The following is a 15,726-nucleotide window of genomic DNA, read 5'->3' as shown; positions in this document are numbered from 1 at the left end:
TTAGTTGTTTCCGTCCCAGTAATAGCAGCTTCCACGGTCGACAACCGCCTTGTTTTTCACGACGTTGCGCCCGGTGATGAACTGATCGAAGTTTTCAGGGCCGGCTTTCGGGGCCGCATCGCGGTTCTGTACCGCCGTACCCACGCCTCCGCCGACGCCGCACCCTTCGACGCGGTCGCTGTCGGTACGTCCTTCGCCCAGGATCGATCCGACCAGGCCGAACATACCCTTGATCACCCCGTCGTTGCGGCAGGCCTCGATACGGGCGTTCCCGCCGTTCCACGTCGTTGCGGCAATACCGCCTGCCTGGCCCTTCGCCCCGGCAAACACGTCGCCGCGGTTCGTGCATCCTTTGACAGAACCGTTATCGAACGCTGCAACGATGCCGCCCAGCAGCACCCCGCCGCCTTCGACAGAACCGAGGTTCTCGTTGCCCTCGAAATCGCAGTAGCTCGCGAATCCGCAGATACCGGCCGCACGCCCCGACTCGGAACGCACCTTGCCTGTATTCACACAGTCGCGCACATCGGCGCTCACGGCCTCGTTGCCATTGATGAAGCCGACGATGCCGGCAACCTGTATGCCACGTGCACTGTTGCGCGTATTCTCGCCCAGACCGCAGTAAACGTCGCCTTCGTTGCGGCAGTCGCGGATCGAAGCCGCATAAACAGCGTCCTTCTTGGCATAGATGTCACCCACGATGCCGCCCGCAGCCGACCGGCGGTCGATACTCGTGCCGTCGAAACGAATCGCCCCTTTGTTACGGCAATGCGAAACGGCGACGGCCCGGCCCGACAGCCCGACGATACCGCCGACCGAAGCCTGGTAGGAACTCGTCGAGGTCACGGGCGCGAAATTGTCGCAGTCGCCGACGGTCATCGACTCGTGGGCCGAACCGCAGATGCCCGCCGTAAGGCTGTACGCATGGCCGCGCGTCGTGACGGCGCCGAAATTGTCGCAGCACATCACGTCGCCTTTGGCCATGCCGCAGATACCGCCCGCCATCTCCTGGCAGTAACGGTCGCTGCCGTCGTCGACCCCGCGCGCCGTCGAGACGACCTCGCCGCGATTGATGCTGAACTTGACCTTCACACGCATGTTGTACCCGACGATGCCGCCGATATGGGAAACGATGAACGCGCCCGAATAGTTCACGCGCCCGGTATTTTCGCAATAAGCCACGAAAGCCCCCGGCAGCGAACGGCCGAGGCTTCCGCCCAGCACTCCGCCCAGGTACATCCTCGGCTCGGCGTTCGGGGCCAGCGACGGGCAGTTGCCCGTCGAAGAGATGTCGCCGCCGTTCTTGCAGCGGATGACGACGTATTTGTTCATGCCGCAGACCCCGCCCACATAATTGTCGTGGAGCGATTTGGGCGAACGGTGCGCAATGGAGCCGTAGTTCTCGCAACGTTCCAGGACGCCGTGGTTCACGTCGGCCACAAAACCCGCATAGAGCGCGTCGTCGCCGTCGTCCGACACCTTCATCGAGCAACTCGCGGCAATCACGAGGTTGCGCACGGTGCTGCCCTCGGCGACGAGCCGGAACAGCCCGCCGTCGGTTTTCCAGTTGAGGATCGCATGGCCTTCGCCGTCGAAGACGCCCGCAAAGTTCTCGATCCGTGCGAACCGCTTTATTTTACCCATGTCGATATCGGCTTTCAGGTGCACCTCGCCGCGATCGTCCTGCCAGGCGGACACGTCGCCGCCTGCATTGAGAGCCTCGGCAAAGGCTGCAAGTTCCGCAGCGGTCGAAATGCCGCCCGCCGCAGCCGCCAAAGTTACCGCCGCGGCAATAAGCGTCAATAACAATTTCTTCATAATTCGGTTAAATTTTCAGGTTCGTTACCACTCCACGGTGGTCGTATAGTGTTCGCCGAAACGATCCGTCGTCTCGACAGTAGCCTGCGCCGCCCCCGCCGTGGGCAGGATGCGGAACATATGCGTGGTTTTGAAGGGTTCGAACGTCGTCGTGGTCTGGACCGAGTTGTAATAGTCGGCCATCCGGACGAAGGCTCCGTCGTAGACGGTCACCCGCGTCATCTTCGCACCGCTTTTGCCGCTGTCCGTATAGCGGACATCGCTCCAGCGGGCGTCGTGGTTCCAGACATTGGCATAAACGTATCCGTCGTCGTAGTAGTCGCCCGGAGTATAGACCCGGATCTGGTAGTCGCGTTTCAGCCCCGAAGGTACGTTATTTTCGTAAGAATACGGTTTGTAGTACCAACTGATGTTTTCCCCGTCGACATCCACGACCATGTAGCCCCGCGGCGTTCCGTCGCTCGAAATGTTCTCGTTGAGCCACAGCGCCCCGGTCGAACGGGCCAGGATGTGCGATTCGACATTGGGAAATTTCGCCGACGTTTCCTCGGCCGAATAGGCATAGTTGAAATTGATGTGCGAATGACCCGCCCAGGAGTGCACGCAGCGATACTGCGCAAGGCGCGACGCATAGTCGGGCCCGTGCTTGTCGCGGTCGGCAGGTTCGGAGTCGGGCTTGCGGAACATCGAACTGTGGGCGCAGAGCATGATGGTCTTGTTTTTATCGACGTATTTCAGGTCGTTGCACAGCCAACTGTAAGCCTCGTCCGAAAGTCCGTCGTTGTAGGCGCCCGTGTTACTCGGATCGAGCGTGTTGTTCTTCATGATGATGTTATCGAGGAAAATAAAGTGCAGATCGCCCAGTTCGACCGAATAGCAGGTCGGACCGAGGTACTCCTCGAACTTCGCCACCGCCTCGCGGTCGGTAGCCACATTCTGCACGTGGTCGTGGTTGCCGATCACGTTGAAAACCGGGAAGTCGAATCCGGCGATCCCGGCGCAATAGGTCGGATAAAGCGACATGTCGTTGTGAACCAGATCGCCCAGCGCGATGCTGTAAACCGGCCGGTCGGTGATCGACGCGGCGGTCTGCTGCAAATCGCGGCACATATCTTCGTACATGTCGATCGAATGGAACGCAAAATTGTCGTAACGCGCGCTGCGCGAACGGATCTGCGGATCGGCCGTCATCAGGACCGTATAACGCGAAGCCGCTTTTTTCCGGGCCTGGAGCGTAAAATCGGCCTTAAATTTGGTCGCCCCCTCCGGAATGCGCTGCCAGAACTGCGGAATGCCGTCCTTCACCGGGATTTCATACGCTGCGGGAATGGTCACCTGCACGAAGCGCCGTTTCGAGAGGTCGCTCGCAAGCGCATAATTGCCCGCGTCGTCGGTCACGGTCGTAAGCATTCCGTCGCTCACGACTACCCCTTCGACGGGCAGTCCCCGCTGATCGACGACCGTCCCGCTGACGACCGCATCCTTGCCCCCGGGCCCGGTTCCTCCGGGCGCGTCGTTGCCGCTGCAGGCGGCCAGGAGCCACCCGATAAAGAGTGCAAATAGTATTTTCCGTGCCATTCGTCGCATTGTTTCTTAAAAAACGGGAACGGAACGGAAGCTTCCGCCCCGTTCCCGACCTACTAACCGTTTATTTTCCGTCCCAGAGGTAATTGGGAGTCGATGATGAGAAGTTCTTGTCGCCGCAAACATTATCGAGCTTCATTTCGAAGGTATGGGCCTCGTCGGCTCCCTTGAGTTGGCCTCCGAACCCGCAGCCGTCGATCACGGCGCCCTTCGCCGAAATGCCGGCGATGCCGCCGCTGGTCAGCACCTTGTACTCGGGTTTAGCCGTGCTGCCGTAAATCTTGGGATAAACCACTCCGTAATGTTTGCTGTTGCGGACCGACGAATTTTCGCCCAGGTCGCCGACGATACCGCCGACCTTGACCGTTACCGCATCGCCCGCGCCGTCGGCAAATACCAGCGCCTTGTTCAGGCAACCTTCGACCTGCGCGTTGAGCACCTGCCCCGCGATACCGCCCGTAACGCCGTTACGGTTGGAAGTCGGGAAGCTGCTCGTGTTCGAGCAATCCTTGATTTCGATGCCGTCGGCATAAGCCACTACGCCGCCGCCTATACCGCGGTAAATCGGAATCAGCCCCGAGTTGGTACACGACGCTATAACGTTGGGTTCGCCCAGGGTAAAGGACGCACCCACGACGCCGCCCGTGCAGTTGGTCCGCTTGGTACTCTCCGCCGCATCAAAGTCGATGTTGTTATTGTAGTAATCGTTGTTGACTTCGCCGCTGTTGCTGCAATCCGAAACCGAAGCTGCCGACTCGTAGATGTAACCTACGACGCCGCCCACATAAGCGGGCATGCCGTTGCTGCGGACCGTCGTACGCTCCTGCTTGACCAGAGCCAGGTTCTTCGATCCGGCGACCGATGCACCCGCATAGGTTTTGCCGATTTCACCGAGCAGACCGGAGATTCCGCCCACGCAGCGGACCTTCCAGGCAATGGTTCCCGAAGCGGGGCTGGCCGACACCGAGACGGCGCCCGAGTTGACCGTTTTGGAAACTTTACCGAGCTGATGACCGACCACGCCGCCCACGGCGACGATGTCTTCCGTGCTGTATTCCATCTGCTCGATCGTAACAGCTCCCGAGTTGGTCGTATCGCCGTTGCCGGTGATCGTTCCGTCGTTGCGCAACTGGCCCGCAACGCCGCCGACATAGGCGTAACGGGGACCGAAATACTTCTCTTTCAGCGCGCCGCCGGTTCCGCCGGGATTTCCGGGAACCGAAACCGAAGCCACATTGACGACATCCGAAACGGCTCCGTCGGCCGAACCGACGATACCGCCCATGATGACGAACTTGCAGATCGCCGCGGCAGTCAGGTTGCCCCGGTTCTTCGAACTGGTAAGCGCACCGACCGACTTGCCGGCCACACCGCCCGCATAGGCATAGCGGCAGGCGTCGCCCAAGCGGTTGGCGGCGATCGAAATGGGCTGTTTGTTGGTACATCCCGTAACCGTTTCGTTGGCCCAGCCGACAATACCGCCCGTGTAGGTCATATAACCAGCCGTAATCTGCAAGGCAATCGTCTTACCTCCCTCGGTGGTGCAGTTCTCGACTGCGCCGCCGGCATAGCCGACCACGCCGCCCGTATAGATACCCGCCGTGTTGACCTTGGGCGTTGCACCTGTGGAAGAGATGCCGCCTTCGTTGCTGCATCCCGTCACGACTGCTCCGGCTTCCGTTTCGGCGACTACGCCGCCGACCGAAACTTTATCGCCAGTCACCTTGTCGCCCAGCGTGATGAACGCCGTATTCGAACAGCCTTCCACACGGCCCGTCGCACCGACCAGACCGGCCACACCGGCTACGCCGCACGCTCCGGCCACCGTAGCTGTTGCATCCAGCGTTACGGCCGCCATGTTGCGGCAGTTTTTGAGCGTTCCGTTGCAGACGCCGGCGAACGCCGCTGCATAAACGTCCTTCGCAACGCTCTTGGCTGTCAGTTTCGACGTGGCGTCGATCGTCAGGTCGCGGATTTCCGAGCCCTCGCCCATGTAGCCGAAGAGCGGCTGAGCCGTATTCCAGTTGAGGATCAGGTGCTCGTTGCCGGCTACGATGCCGTCGAACGGACGCTCCGCCGTACCGATGGCCGTCCACTCGACGCCCTTCATATCGACATCGCCCAATACCTCGACGGTCTTGCCGCCTTCGCCCGATGTCCAGTCGGAGATATCGTCCCCAGCGTTGAACGCCTCGGCAAACATCTTCAGACCTGCGCCCGAAACGATGCCGCCTGCGGGATAGAACGCCTGCTTGACGGTCGGCAGCGCGGTTTTCACCGCAATATCCTTGATCGCGAACTCGATTTCGCCTTCGCGCTCGGTCTTCGTATCGCTGGGGTTCTCGGCAACGGAGAAGGTATAGACAGCCTGCTCCCCGTCCGGTTCGGCGGTATAGGTCACCCATGCCGGGCAAGTCACGCCGGCAACCGCTTCGGCAGGAGCCACCACGTCGAACGTGATTTCACCTTTCGCCGCAAGGTCGATTTTGTTGTCGGCATCGAACGCCACACCGGTTCCGAACTGGTAGACCGAATAGGTCGTGCTGTAACCGACCCCGTCGGTGGGTTCGATGGTCAGCGCACCGTAACGGCCCGCAGCGCCCGTATTGGCGTCGCAGCGAACGCGGAGCGTCGAGGTGGTCATACCGTTCGCATCCGGCTCGGAGGTCTCCACGATCTCGGCGTGGATCCACTCCGAATCCACCGGCTGCCATTTCGAGAGGGTTTTAACCTCCACATCGAAGGCCTCGGTGTCGTTCGGCGCCACGACCGAATAAACGCGGTCGAGGATGAAAATGTTGCCCGACTGGTCGACGGACATCCGGTAGGTGAAAGCGCCGGCCGAAAGGGTGACCACGGCATCGCGCGACTTGAAGTCGTCGTTGGCCGTTACCTCGATCGTAAATTCGCCGCTGCCGATGTGGCTCTCTTCCTCGTCGACAACGCACCAGTCGCTGTCCGAAGCCACTTTCCAGTGGACGCTCTCCACATTGAGCGCCACAGCTACGGTTCTGGTCTGGCTCGAACTGGTCATGCCCCGGGTAGCGTCCCACGTCGGGGTCAGTACGACTTCCAGTTTATCGGGATATGCCGACGTTCCTTCGTCGGACGAACAGGCTGCAAAAACGGCCGTCACCGCCGCCAACAGCACAAAAATGAATCTTTTCATACCTTGGGTCTCCTTTTATTTGCGTTTGTTGGTGTGGTCGGCCCACCAAACATTCGTAGTCATGTTGTTCGTACCTCCGAGCCAGCTGTCGAGTGCCTCGAAATAGTTGTTTTTGTTGCGGAACTCCTCGTCCGAGGGGTAACGCAGGCGGGTGGGCAGGATGCCGTCGTTAGCGGCCAGCGCCTTGACGGGCATCTCGGGATAACCCGTGCGGCGGTAGTCGCACCACGATTCGATGCCGACCAGGAAGTTCGAAATCCACTTCTGGGTCATGATCCGTTCGAGCACCTCTTCGCCGTCGAGCGCATCGAGCGACACCTTCGAGTTGGAGAGGAACGATGTCAGGTCGGCCGCAGGATTGTCCGTCCACTCATAGACGGCCTCTGAAACGGCCTTCACGTAATACTCCTTCGGCGTGCCGGGAATCCAGCCGCGGTAGGCGGCCTCGGCCCAGATGAACCAGAGTTCCGAATAGTTCATCAGCGGGAAATGGTCGCGGTCCTGGATCACATTGCGGCGGTAGTGGCCCGCCGTGTCGAAGTAGCCCATCAGTTCGTTATAGGTGATCTGCGTCGGCACGCCCACGAGTTTGTCGAAATAAAACGACGCACGCGGGTCCTTCAGGCCGACCGACGAATCGTACATCTCGTCCATCAGCCGTTCGCAGATCATGTTGGCGTTCCAGAGTCCGGCGCGGACGTTGTGGAACGGCGTGTACTGTGCATTGACATTCGCGTCGAACTTCACGTCGGCGGCATCCGCACGGCTCTCGAAAACGGGATAAACCGACGGATAGGAGAAAATCTCGTTGAGCTTCGATACGGCGTCGAGGCGTTCCCCGGCCTGGTCGCTCTCGTCTTTCAGCGCGGCGCGCATCAAGAGGCGGACGTAGAGCGAGTTGCCGAACTTGCGCCACTGGGCGACCTTTCCGTCGTACATGTAGTCTTCCAGCGCGTCGAAATCCTTACTCTCGGCCAGCAGTTCGTTGGCCAGTTCGAGTTTCGCGAACATATCGCGGTAAATCTCCTTCTGGCTGTCATAGGCCGGGTAGAACTTACCTTCGGTATACCCCTTGCCGGCCTCGAAATAGGGCGCATCGCCGAATGCGTCGGTGATGTGCGAGAGGGTCAGCACCTTGAGGATGTAAGCGATGCCCAGGCCCGTCTTGTCGTTGTCCTTCTCGGCCTGCGCACGCATGGTCTCGGCATTGCCGGCCCAGCGGTAGATGTTCTGCCAGAAGTAGTTGATGATCGAGTTGTTGAAGCGGTAGTTATAGATACGCTCCGCCTGCGTCTGCGCCTGCACGGTGTACTGCATGAGCTGCGAGTTGACATCGAACGAACGCTCCAGCAGCGCATATTCGAGGCCGAAAGTGATCGGCTGCACGTAGCTCGTGGCATTGGTGGTCTGCAGGGCGTTGTTGTTGACGTTCATCTCGTCGAAGTTGTCGCAGCCCGACAAAGCGAGCGCACCGAACGAGAAGGCTGCAGTCAGTTTTATAATCGTATTTTTCATAATTGGGTTCCTCCTGCGTTAGAAAGTGATCTTGATACTGCCGCCGATAGCGCGGGTTCCGGGCATCTGGGCGATTTCGAATCCCGGCACGACCGACGAACCGCGCATGAAGGCGCCTTCGGGGTCCCATCCCGGGAACTCGGACCAGCAGAAGAGGTCGCGTCCGTAAACGGACAGCACGAGTCCCTTGATGAAGCCGGTCTTGGAGAGCAGTTTTTTCGGGAATTCGTAGTCGAGGCGCAGCTCGCGCAGCTTGAGGAACTGCGTGCTGACGAAGTTCTGCTCGGCGTTCTGGAACGCATAGGCCAGACCGTAGTATTCGGTGATGTCGGCCGTCTTGTGCGTGTTCTTCACGTAGTTGCCGTCGGGCAACAGGTTGACGCCGTCCAAAACCAGTCCGTCGTAACGTCCCGGAAGCGAAATCGTACCCTTACCGCGCGACCCCAGCAGGGCGTTGGAGTAGGAGTAGACATGTCCGCCGAACTGTCCGTCGAAAGCCACCGAAAGGGTCAGGCCGTTCCACTTGACGCTCGTGCCGAAACCGCCCTTCCAGTCGGGCATGCACTCGCCGATACGCTGCAGGTCGTCGGAGTACTGCGGATAACCGTTCTCGTCGATCACCATCTGTCCGCTGACATCGGTCAGCGAACCGTCCTTGCCCACGATGAACGAGCCTTCGGGAGCACGCTTGTAACCCAGGCCGTACATCGTCGAAAGCGACTGTCCCTCGTAAGCCGTCATGTAGGCGTGCGACGAGTAGGAAGCCACGATCCACGAATCGACGCCCTCGCCCAGTTCGAGTACCCGGTTGCGGTTGAGCGCCCAGTTGATGTAGGCTTTCCACTGTACCTTTTTAGTCTTGATAATCGTTCCGTTGGCCGATACTTCCCAACCCCAGTTGCGGATGCGGCCCGTGTTGCTGTAACGGCTCCCAACGCCCGAAGCCTGGCTTACGGGCATGCTCACGATCTGATTCTTCGATTCGCCGTCGTAGTAGGCGATGTCGAAGTTCAGGCGGCTCTGGAACAGGCGGATGTCGGCTCCGACCTCCCACGAGCTCACGATCTCGGGCTTGAGGTTCAGATCAGCCGCCGTGCGGGGAATCATGTAATTGCCCGCGAAATCCGAAGAAGAGAGGTAGTTCGACGTGCGGTAAGGCTTCGTGTCGTTACCCACCTGCGCAAAGCTGCCGCGCAGTTTCACCAGGTTGACGACGTTGCGCGCCGTACCGAAGTCGATCAGTTCGTTCAGCAGCACGCTGGCCGAAACCGACGGATAGAAATAAGAGTTGTTGTTGCTGGGCAGCGTCGACGACCAGTCGTTGCGGCCCGTGATGTCGAGGTAGACGGCGTCGCGCCACGAGAGCGAAACCAATCCGTAGATGCTGTTGGTCTGGCGCTCGTAGGAGTAGCTGTCGGTCTTGATGCGGTTGACCGAGTTGGCCAGCGAGTAGACGCCCGGCTGCTTGAGCTGCTCGGCGGTCTTGGCCGTCTGCACGAACGAGCGGTTGATGATGCTTCCGCCCAGGTTGGCCGTGATGTTGAAGCCGGCGCCCAGCTTGCGGTCGTATTTGAGCAGGAAGTCGGTCGAGAGCTGCAGCGAGGTGAGCTCCGTCTCGTTGTACATGCCGTATTTCTGCGAATAGGAGCTTTTCGGGTGGCGGGTCGTGCGCAGGTCGCGCGAGAAGTCGATACCGCCGCGGAGCATCAGGTCGAGACCCTTGTAAAGGTGGAGGTTCAGCGCCGTGTTGCCGAACATGCGGTCGCGATCGAGCGAGTTGATCTGCTCGTAAGCCACGAAATAGGGATTGTTCTTGCCGCCCGAAAGGTCGGAATCCTGCTGAATACCCTCCTGGCCGGGATACCAGTACTGCTTGGCCCAGTTCATGTCGATGTTGGGCGACATGCACCACAGCGAATACATGATCGAGCTCGAACCGTAACCCATCACGGGCAGGTTGTCGTCGTCCTTGCGGTAGTAGGTCAGCGAGGTGTCCATCGAGAGCCACTTGTTAACCTTATTGTTGCTCTTGAGCGACAGCGACTGCTTGGACCACGGCGAATTGGGGATAATCGACTCGCTGCGGTAGTCGGTCACCGAAAAACGGATCGAGTTGTTCTTGTTGATCTTGCCGGAAACCGACAGCGTGTTGGTCGCGGTCCATCCGTTCTGGAAGAAATTCTTGAACCAGTTGCCGTAGCTGACGAACGGCGTCTTGATGCGCACGCCGTTCTCGTCGACGCCGATACCGCGGTTCACGTCGTAATACTGATAGTAGAGCGTACCGTCCATCTTGGGGCCCCACGACGACACGTCGAGCGTACTCGTACCCTCGCCGTCGACGGGATCGCCGTAATGGAAACCGTCGGTTCCCTTCGACGAGCCTTGTCCGTAGATATACTGGAAGTCGGGCGAGGAGTTGATCTGGTCGACAACGAAATTCGAGGTGAAGGTTACCGACACTGCACCGTCCTGCCCCTCGCCGGATTTCGTCGTGATGATGATGGCGCCGCTGGCGGCCTCCGAACCGTAGAGTGCGGTTGCAGCAGGGCCTTTCAGCACCGTGATGTTCTCGATATCTTCGGGATTCACGTCGCCCGTACCGTTGCCGTAGTCGATCGAATAGGCCCCCGACTCGCCGCCTGCGGCCGAGGTGTTGAACATCGGCACACCGTCGATCACGAACAGCGCCCCGTTGTTATTGAGGTCGATCGACGACTCGCCGCGCAGCGTTACGCGCATCGAACCGCCGCCGCCCGTGTTGGCCTTGGCGACCGAAAGACCGGCCACCTGGCCCGAAAGGCCCGACATCCAGTTGGACGACGAAGCCGCCGACGAGAAAACGTCGCCCTTGACTTTCGTGGCGGCGTAACCCAGCGATTTTTCTTCGCGCTTCATACCCAGCGCCGTCACGACCACGTCGTCGATGGCCTGCGCCGTGCTGACCAGCTTCACGTCGATGGTCGTCTTGCTGCCGACATAGACATCCTGCGTCTTATAACCCAGGAAACTGAACGACAACTGATCGTTGGGGCGCGCCTTAATGCGGTACGAACCGTCACTTTCGGTGACGGCTCCCACAAGCGAACCCTTGACGATCACGCTGACGCCCGCAACGGGCTGTCCCGCATCGTCCTTAACAACGCCCTGGACCAGTGCCGGGGCCGCCGAAGCGGAGCCCTGTTGCTGGGGGGGGGTCACCTGCCGGTCCACACCCGCAGTCTGTCCGCCGGCAATGGTCCCGGCGGGCTGTACTTCCTGCGCCTGTGCGGCGGATTTGCCGCCGCCTTTGCGTTTGATCAGGATTTTGTCCTCGCGAAACTCATAGGTAAGGTCGCTCCCGGCAAAAATCTTCGCCAATACGTCGGGAACCGGAGCCTGCTTTACGGAAAGCGTCACCGGAGCAGCCTTGCCCACCAATTCGTTGTTGAAGAAGAACGTGTAGTAGGTCTGGGCTTCGATCTGTTTGAGGACCGTAGCCAGCGGCGCCCTCTCGACGGTAAGCGTTACAGTCGGAGCGGGTTTCTCCCCGGCTTCGGAGGCATGGGCGACGCCCGCAACCGCCAGGGACATTGCAGCGAGTCCGCACGCCAGCCAGCGTCGCAGGAGTCTGCAGCAACCTTCGAATTTGTCAAAATTGCTCATTCATTTAAATGTTTAGGTAGTTGATAATCTGTGTGTTATTTTCGTTTTGCCCGCGACAGGAAATACTCCCCGTCGATGTTGGTGATGGACAGCCTCACCGGCGAGGTTTCGGAAATCATCCGAAGGGCCTCCGGGAGGGTTTCGCGATCTACCACGCCCGTATATTGCAGGTTGGCGATCTCATCGTGGATATTGATCTTGACCTGGTAATAACGCGAAAGTTTGTTGGCCACATCCTTCAGCGGATACCCCGAGAAGACCAGCCTTCCCTCGATCCAGCCGATCGAATCGTCGATGCGCACCGCCCGCTTGGAGATCGTGTTGGCCGTGGCGTCGATCTGCAACTCTTCGTTGGGGTCGAGGATGATCACATCTTTTTTGACCTGCGCCTGCAGACAACCCGTATGGAGCGTCACCACAGCGAAATTCTCCCGGGCATAGGATTGCAGGTTGAACGATGTTCCCAACACCGTATAGTTGTTATTGGCGCTGTGAATAATGAACGGACAGTTTTTATCGGGTGTAATCGTAAAAAATGCCTCGCCGTCGAATTCAATCTCGCGCGTCGCCTTTCCGAATCCCGGGTCCAGGGTCAGCGTCGCCTCGGAATTCATGCAGACCGTCGAACCGTCGGGCAGCACGATGTCGCGTTTCTCACCGCGTGCCGTCCGATACTCCAGCGGTTGCGCAGCGCTGATCTCCGTTCCGGTCCCGGCTACGGGAACAGTCCCCGGAGTACGCTGCCAGAACCATACGGCGCAAACGCCGATCGCCACGGCCGCTGCTGCCGCAATATAACGGCGAAATATCCTCCGGTGCGTCTTTGCACCCCCGGGAACGGCGAACAGGATTTTGTTGCGGGCAGCGAAACGCGCCCATTCCCGCTCGGCCTTCGCCGATGCGGGCAGTTCCCGTCCGGTGAGACACGCCCTGAAATAAGCCCGGTTTTCGTCCGACTCTTCCAGCCATTCCGCCAGCATACCGGCCTCCTCTTTATTTAAGGTATTGCTCCGGTACGAATTGATCAGTCTGTCTATCTCCTTCTGCATATCGTTTTCACTAAACAGAATTTTTTTCCTTTGCTTTCACCCAGTAGACACACAGTTTCCGAATACCGACCCCCGAAAATGCAAATTCCCGCAATTTTTTTTGAACGTCCCTTTTCCGCCCCTGCCGCAACGGAAAATCCCGGAACCGAAGCTCCGGGATTTCAGCTATTTCTCAGGCGAAACATCGGCCCGGAGGCAACCCGGACTGCTTCCGGCCCTCGGACAAATTGGGTTTTGTGGGAAATTTGCCGTATCTTGCCGAAAATCGGAAATCATGACACAGCAACTGCAATTCATACCCTTCAAATCCCGCTCGGACAAAGGCTGGGCGGAAGCATGGGCCCTTTACGAGGTCTCTTTTCCCGACTGCGAACGCTGGAACGCTGCGGGTTACGACCGCGCCTTCGGCGATCCTCATTTCGAGGCCGACGGCATCTGGCGCGGCGACGAGTTCATCGGTATCCTCTTCCACTGGAACGCCGGGGATTACCACTACGTCGAACACCTCGCCGTCTCGCCCCGCCTGCGGGGACAGAACATGGGTTCGAAAGCCCTGGCGGCTTTCTGCCAGGGGCGGCGCGTCATCCTGGAGATCGACCCGCCGGTGGACGACATCTCGGTCCGCCGCCAGCACTTCTACGAGCGGCTGGGCTTCATCACCAATCCCTACGAGTATATCCATCCCTCGTTCCGCCGTCCGTTCCACGCCCACCAGTTGGTGCTGATGAGCTACCCGACGGCCCTTACATACGAAGAAGCCCGCGATTTCGCGGACTTCATACGGGAAACGGTGCTTCTTTATTCGGATCACGAGCATCCGACGCTGCCGAAGCTGTAACGGGAACTGTTACAGCATTCCGACCACGTACTTCGTAACGTAATAACCGCCCGCCAGCAGCCAGACGTACAACAGGCCGGCCAGCACGAAGGGTTTGGCCCCGGCCTGCTTGAACTTGTCGAAACTCGTCTCGGTTCCCAGCGCCGTCATGGCCATCGTCAGCATGAACGTATCGATATACTCGATGGTCCCGTTCAGCGGAATCTCCCGGACCGTCTCCGCCCCGCAAAGGTATTGCAGCAGTGAATTGAGGCCGATGACCCCGATGAATCCGAAGGCGAACCACGGCACGGCGATCTTCCGTTTCTCGGTACGTCCCCCGGCGTCGGTCTTCCGGCGTCCCGCCAGCACGAAGCCCATGATCACAAGCACGGGAGCCAGCAGCATGACACGAATCATTTTGGTAATGGTGGCCGTCCCGGCGATTCCCAATGCATCGGTCGGGTCCATCGCGTTGCCCGCCCCGGCCACATGGGCCACTTCGTGCAGCGTACTGCCCGTATAGACGGCCACGCCCGTATCGGTCAGCCCGTCGAGCATCCCCGTGCGGTACATAACAGGATAGAGGAACATCGAAAGGGTCCCGAAAATAACGACCGTGGAGACGGCGATAGCGGTTTTATATCCCTCGCACTTCACGACCGGTTCGGCGCCCAGCACGGCCGCCGCGCCGCAGATGGCGCTGCCCGTCGAGGTCATCAGCGCCGTGTCGCGGTCGATCTTCAGCAACCGCCCCAGCAGAACCCCGCCCAGGATGGTAACCGTTACGACGATCACGTCGACGACCACGGCCGGAACGCCGACGGCCGCCACCTCGGCCAGCGTCAGGCGGAATCCGTAGAGGATGATGCCCCAGCGCAAAACCTGTTTGGTGCAGAACCGGATGCCGGGAACCCACGTCTCGGGCAGCCTGTTGCGCAGGCTGTTGGCGTAGAGCATACCCAGCACGATGCCGACGATCAGCGGACTGAACGAGAGTTTCCTGACGATGGGGACCTCGGCGATATAGAATGCCGCAAATGAAAACAGGGCGATCAAAAGAATTCCGTGCAGGGTATTCGCCCTGTTGCCTTTTTCCAACATACGTTTACGATTTTAAAAACAACCGATAACTTTTACTTTATTTCGCCGGCAAAGGTCGCATCTTTTATCGGGATATGAAACAAGAATTTGTTATCCGGAATAACCTGAAGTTATCACAGACGAAGATATGCCCGGTCAGAGACCCGCCCGGGCGAAGTCGATGAACTGCCGGGCGAGCTGCGCAGGTTCGGCGGCGGCATGCACAAAACTGAAATCCCGCACGAATGCCAGGCCTTCGATATCGACGATCCGCAGCGTACCGCTGCGCAGGCAGTCTACCACCGAAATCACCGACACGATGGCCATTGCGTCGCTGTTGCGGACGAAGGCCTTGATTCCTTCGGTCGTACCGAGGCGCATCGCCACATGGAGCTGCGAGAGGCGGATACCCTTCGCCGCAAGGGCTGCGGCGATCACCTCGAGCGTTCCCGAACCGCTTTCGCGCAGCACCAGCGGGATTTGCAGCAACTCTTCGGGCGTCACGGCATCAGTACGGGCGTATTTCCCGCACGAACTGGCTACCAGCACCAGTTCGTCGGATTTGAAAAGCGTATAATGCAGCCCCTGCCGGCGGCTGAGGCTCTCGACCAGCCCCAGGTCGACCGCATGTTCGCCGAGCGCCTGCTCGACCTCGGCGCTGTTGCCCGAAAACACCGAGACCCGCACCCCGGGAAAACGCGCCGTAAAACGCGCCAGGATCGGCGGCAGGAGGTATTGCGCAATGGTCGTACTGGCCCCGAGGCGGAGTTCGCCCTCGGCCAGGCCGGTGCAGAGGCTCATCTCGTATTCGAGGCGGCGGTAGCCGTCGGCCAGCCGTTCGGCGGCCTCCAGCATCGTGCGGCCCGCATCGGTCAGCTCCAGGCGGCTGCCGCGGCGGGCGAAAAGTTGTACCTTATAACGGGATTCCAACTCGCCGATGTGCTTGCTCACGGCGGGCTGCGAGATGTAGAGTTGTTCGGCGGTCCGGGTGAAACTCAGCGTCCGGGCCGCGGCGATAAAGACTTTGAGGCGAAAATCATCCATGA

Annotated in this window: 9 protein-coding genes; 1 reads left to right on the top strand and 8 read right to left on the bottom strand. The window is 59.6% G+C overall.

Features of this window, described 5'->3' with window-relative positions; translation table 11 throughout:
- From I2E69_RS05375 to I2E69_RS05350, 6 genes are all read right to left on the bottom strand, one after another.
- On the bottom strand, positions 1–1,818 hold the full coding sequence (locus tag I2E69_RS05375) for a hypothetical protein (protein WP_195459551.1): 1,818 nt from the start codon (positions 1,816–1,818) through the stop codon (positions 1–3).
- A 24-nt stretch (positions 1,819–1,842) separates the two neighbouring features.
- Positions 1,843–3,396, bottom strand: coding sequence for a calcineurin-like phosphoesterase C-terminal domain-containing protein (locus I2E69_RS05370; RefSeq protein ID WP_195459549.1), 1,554 nt, complete (start codon positions 3,394–3,396; stop codon positions 1,843–1,845).
- Between the two features lie 70 nt (positions 3,397–3,466).
- Positions 3,467–6,571, bottom strand: coding sequence for a BACON domain-containing protein (locus I2E69_RS05365; protein WP_195459546.1), 3,105 nt, complete (start codon positions 6,569–6,571; stop codon positions 3,467–3,469).
- 15 nt (positions 6,572–6,586) lie between these two features.
- Complete coding sequence (locus tag I2E69_RS05360) at positions 6,587–8,086, bottom strand: SusD/RagB family nutrient-binding outer membrane lipoprotein (protein ID WP_195459542.1); 1,500 nt, start codon at positions 8,084–8,086, stop codon at positions 6,587–6,589.
- An 18-nt stretch (positions 8,087–8,104) separates the two neighbouring features.
- Positions 8,105–11,731, bottom strand: a complete 3,627-nt coding sequence (locus I2E69_RS05355; RefSeq protein ID WP_195459539.1) for a SusC/RagA family TonB-linked outer membrane protein — start codon at positions 11,729–11,731, stop codon at positions 8,105–8,107.
- Between the two features lie 35 nt (positions 11,732–11,766).
- On the bottom strand, positions 11,767–12,780 hold the full coding sequence (locus tag I2E69_RS05350; protein ID WP_195459536.1) for a FecR family protein: 1,014 nt from the start codon (positions 12,778–12,780) through the stop codon (positions 11,767–11,769).
- A 274-nt stretch (positions 12,781–13,054) separates the two neighbouring features.
- Between I2E69_RS05350 and I2E69_RS05345 the strand changes: the two genes are divergently transcribed.
- On the top strand, positions 13,055–13,618 hold the full coding sequence (locus I2E69_RS05345) for a GNAT family N-acetyltransferase (RefSeq protein WP_195459533.1): 564 nt from the start codon (positions 13,055–13,057) through the stop codon (positions 13,616–13,618).
- A gap of 9 nt (positions 13,619–13,627) precedes the next feature.
- On the opposite strand, the gene I2E69_RS05340 is transcribed toward I2E69_RS05345, so the two are convergent.
- Complete coding sequence (locus tag I2E69_RS05340; protein WP_195459530.1) at positions 13,628–14,701, bottom strand: YeiH family protein; 1,074 nt, start codon at positions 14,699–14,701, stop codon at positions 13,628–13,630.
- A gap of 135 nt (positions 14,702–14,836) precedes the next feature.
- Positions 14,837–15,724, bottom strand: a complete 888-nt coding sequence (locus I2E69_RS05335; RefSeq protein ID WP_195459527.1) for a LysR substrate-binding domain-containing protein — start codon at positions 15,722–15,724, stop codon at positions 14,837–14,839.
- Positions 15,725–15,726 lie beyond the last annotated feature (2 nt).

Origin of the sequence: Alistipes sp. D31t1_170403_E11 (genome assembly GCF_015553985.1) — a bacterium.
GTDB lineage: Bacteria > Bacteroidota > Bacteroidia > Bacteroidales > Rikenellaceae > Alistipes > Alistipes montrealensis.
The sequence above is the reverse complement of the archived record's forward strand: the minus strand, read 5'-3'. Positions and strand labels throughout refer to the sequence as shown.

Bases quoted from the DNA above. Each gene is read 5' to 3' on its own strand.
- I2E69_RS05375 (WP_195459551.1), bottom strand. From the start codon at position 1,818: ATGAAGAAATTGTTATTGACGCTTATTGCCGCGGCGGTAACTTTGGCG.
- I2E69_RS05370 (WP_195459549.1), bottom strand. From the start codon at position 3,396: ATGGCACGGAAAATACTATTTGCACTCTTTATCGGGTGGCTCCTGGCC.
- I2E69_RS05365 (WP_195459546.1), bottom strand. From the start codon at position 6,571: ATGAAAAGATTCATTTTTGTGCTGTTGGCGGCGGTGACGGCCGTTTTT.
- I2E69_RS05360 (WP_195459542.1), bottom strand. From the start codon at position 8,086: ATGAAAAATACGATTATAAAACTGACTGCAGCCTTCTCGTTCGGTGCG.
- I2E69_RS05355 (WP_195459539.1), bottom strand. From the start codon at position 11,731: ATGAGCAATTTTGACAAATTCGAAGGTTGCTGCAGACTCCTGCGACGC.
- I2E69_RS05350 (WP_195459536.1), bottom strand. From the start codon at position 12,780: ATGCAGAAGGAGATAGACAGACTGATCAATTCGTACCGGAGCAATACC.
- I2E69_RS05345 (WP_195459533.1), top strand. From the start codon at position 13,055: ATGACACAGCAACTGCAATTCATACCCTTCAAATCCCGCTCGGACAAA.
- I2E69_RS05340 (WP_195459530.1), bottom strand. From the start codon at position 14,701: ATGTTGGAAAAAGGCAACAGGGCGAATACCCTGCACGGAATTCTTTTG.
- I2E69_RS05335 (WP_195459527.1), bottom strand. From the start codon at position 15,724: ATGGATGATTTTCGCCTCAAAGTCTTTATCGCCGCGGCCCGGACGCTG.